This is a genomic window from Pontimicrobium sp. MEBiC06410 (genome assembly GCF_053601615.1).
Window position 1 is genome coordinate 1 of the sequence record NZ_JBSHNT010000027.1, and the last position, 3,020, is coordinate 3,020.

1 pseudogene is annotated in these 3,020 nt (G+C 40.5%); it reads left to right on the plus strand.

Annotated features, from left to right (window positions below):
• Nucleotides 1–6 precede the first annotated feature (6 nt).
• A pseudogene (locus ACVC08_RS00180) lies at nucleotides 7–3,020 on the plus strand (hypothetical protein); the annotation flags it as partial.

Sequence of the window (3,020 nt, forward strand, 5' to 3'; positions counted from 1 at the left end):
TCAGCCATAGAAGCTACGGTATTAGGCAGTCAAACAGCAGGAGACGTCACCATTACATTTCATGCCAATCAAGCCGATGCCGATAATGATGCCAATGCCTTAACAAGTCCGTACACCAATCAAGTAGCCTATACCGCAGAAACAATAGTAGTAAGAATAGAAAACAATAACAATACAGCCTGCTATGAAACCACAAGCTTTGTTATAGACGTTTTCGATGAACCAACGGCAAATGTAGTAACCAATCAATTAATCTGTGATGACAATAACGATGGACTGTGGGCCTTCGATTTTGCAACACTAGATGCCACAGCATTAGGTACGCAAGCCGCAACAGACTATACAGTAAGCTATCACTCCAATCAAGCCGATGCCGATAATGATACCAATGCCTTAACAAGTCCATATACCAATCAAACCGCTTACCAAGCAGAAACAATAGTAATAAGAGTAGAAAACAATGACAATCCACTATGCTTTGCAACAACAACATTCGACATAGATGTATTTGATACCCCAACAGCCAATGCCGTAGCAGATCAATTAATCTGTGATGACAATAATGATGGACTATGGGCCTTCGATTTAACAGCCTTAACCCCAACAGTATTAGGCACACAACCAGCAGCAGGATTTACAGTAACCTATCACTCTTCATTAGCCGATGCAGATAATAACGCTAATGCCCTAGTAAGCCCTTACACCAACCAAACCGCTTACCAAGCAGAAACACTATTCATACGCATAGAAAATAATGATAACACAGCTTGCTATGCAACCAACAACTTTATTATAGATGTGTTCGATTCGCCAACAACCCCAACATTAACCTATGGCGTATGTGACAATACAGCAGATGGAGATGATACCAATGGCTTCGTTTCATTCGATTTAAACACACAAACCCCATTAGTATTAGGTACGCAAACCGCAGCGCAATATGCCGTAACTTACCATTTAAACCAAGCCGATGCAGACGCTAATGCCTCGCCATTACCACTATTATATACCAATACAACAGCAAACACACAAGACCTAATTATACGAATAGAAAACGTAGACAACACCCAATGCTATGCAACATCAACACTAACATTAGACGTTAACCCGTTGCCAGAAGTACAAAATGCAACACTAGTACAATGTGATGAAGACGGCACACCAGATGGATTTACACAATATAACTTAAATGAAGCCAATGAAAATGTTATGGTAAGTGGAGACACAACAGGATTTAACTATACCCACCATTTAACACTAGCCGATGCACAAAATAGCACTAATGCAGTCAATCCCTTTCCATTTACAAATACAGTCAACCCACAAACAATCTATGTAAGAGTAGAAAATGCAACAACAGGCTGTTTTCGTACCTCAGAGTACGTTCTAGATGTTACAGCAACCGATATAGGAAACGCAGGATTAAGAACCTGTGATGATGATTACGATGGCTTTGCAGAATTTACACTATCAGATGCAGATGCAGCCATATTAGCCGTACTACCCGCAGGACTAAATGTAGACTATTACGCCACAGCTAATGATGCACAATTAGAAATTAACGAATTACCAGATAACTATACCAATACCACACCATTTGTACAAACCATTTTTATTCGTGTAGAAAACAATAACGAATGCTTTGGTATTGCCAATATGGATATCGTTGTAGACCCTATACCAGAAATTAATACCGTAGACGATGTTGTTATTTGTAGTGATACCGCAGACAGTGCCGTTATAGACCTTACACAATTTAACGCACAAGTACTAGGTACACAAAATGCAGCCGATTTTACTATTAATTATTACGAAACACAAGCCAATGCAGACAATAATGTAGACCCATTAACCAGCCCATATAACAACATTACTAACCCACAAACCCTATACGTTAGAGTAGAAAATAATACAACAGGCTGTTTTATCTCAAATATTAATTTCGATTTTACAATAAATATCAACCCAACAGTAGTCGATCCAACACCATTAGAAATTTGTGATGACGATACCATCGATGGCTTTAATGACTTTGATTTAACCGTAAAAGATGCAGAAATCTCAGGAAACAACCCAGAATATACAGTAAGTTATCACTTAACACAAGCCGATGCAGATAACGACGCAAACCCATTAATATCACCATACACCAATACAACAGCAAACATGCAACAAATCTTTGCACGTGTTGAAAATATTAATACTGGCTGTTATGGTACCACAACATTAGACCTAGTCGTTCAACAAGCCCCAGCAACCTGCACCCCAACACCATTAGAATACTGCGACCCAGATAGCGATGGTTTTGGAGAATTCGATTTAACCCAAGCCGATAACGAAGTGGCCTGTGGAGTAACAGCAGGGTTAGTCATCACTTACCATGAAACCATGGCCGATGCAGAAAACAACATTAATGCCATTACAGGCATTTACAATAACATTGTGGTTAACATGCAAACCATCTATGTACGAATAGAAAGCTCAACCATCGCAACAGACTGTGCAAGCTTTGTAGAACTACAACTTATCGTCAACCCAACCCCACAAATAACAGACCCTACCCCATTAGAAGTCTGTGACGATGATGCCGATGGCTTTGCCAGTTTCGATTTAACCGAAAAAGAGCCAGAAGTACTAAACCAATTAGACACAGACCCATCCAACGATTTAGACCCCGCACAATACATCGTAACCTACTATATCACAGAAGCCAATGCCAATGCCGGGACCAACCCTATAGCAACGCCAAATGCCTTTGTCAACACTATAGCCAATACCCAAACCATATGGATACGAGTAGAAGACAACACCAATAGCTGTGCAACAGTACGCCCACTAGAACTTATCGTCAACCCATTACCCGTACTCGTACAACCAAGCCCACTAGAACTCTGTGATGTTAATAACCCAGGCGATGAAGTCGAAGAATTTAATCTAGAAGAGGCCAACGCACAAATACTAAATGGACAAACAGGCATCACCCTAAGCTATTACCTAACCCAAGCCGATGCCGATGCCGC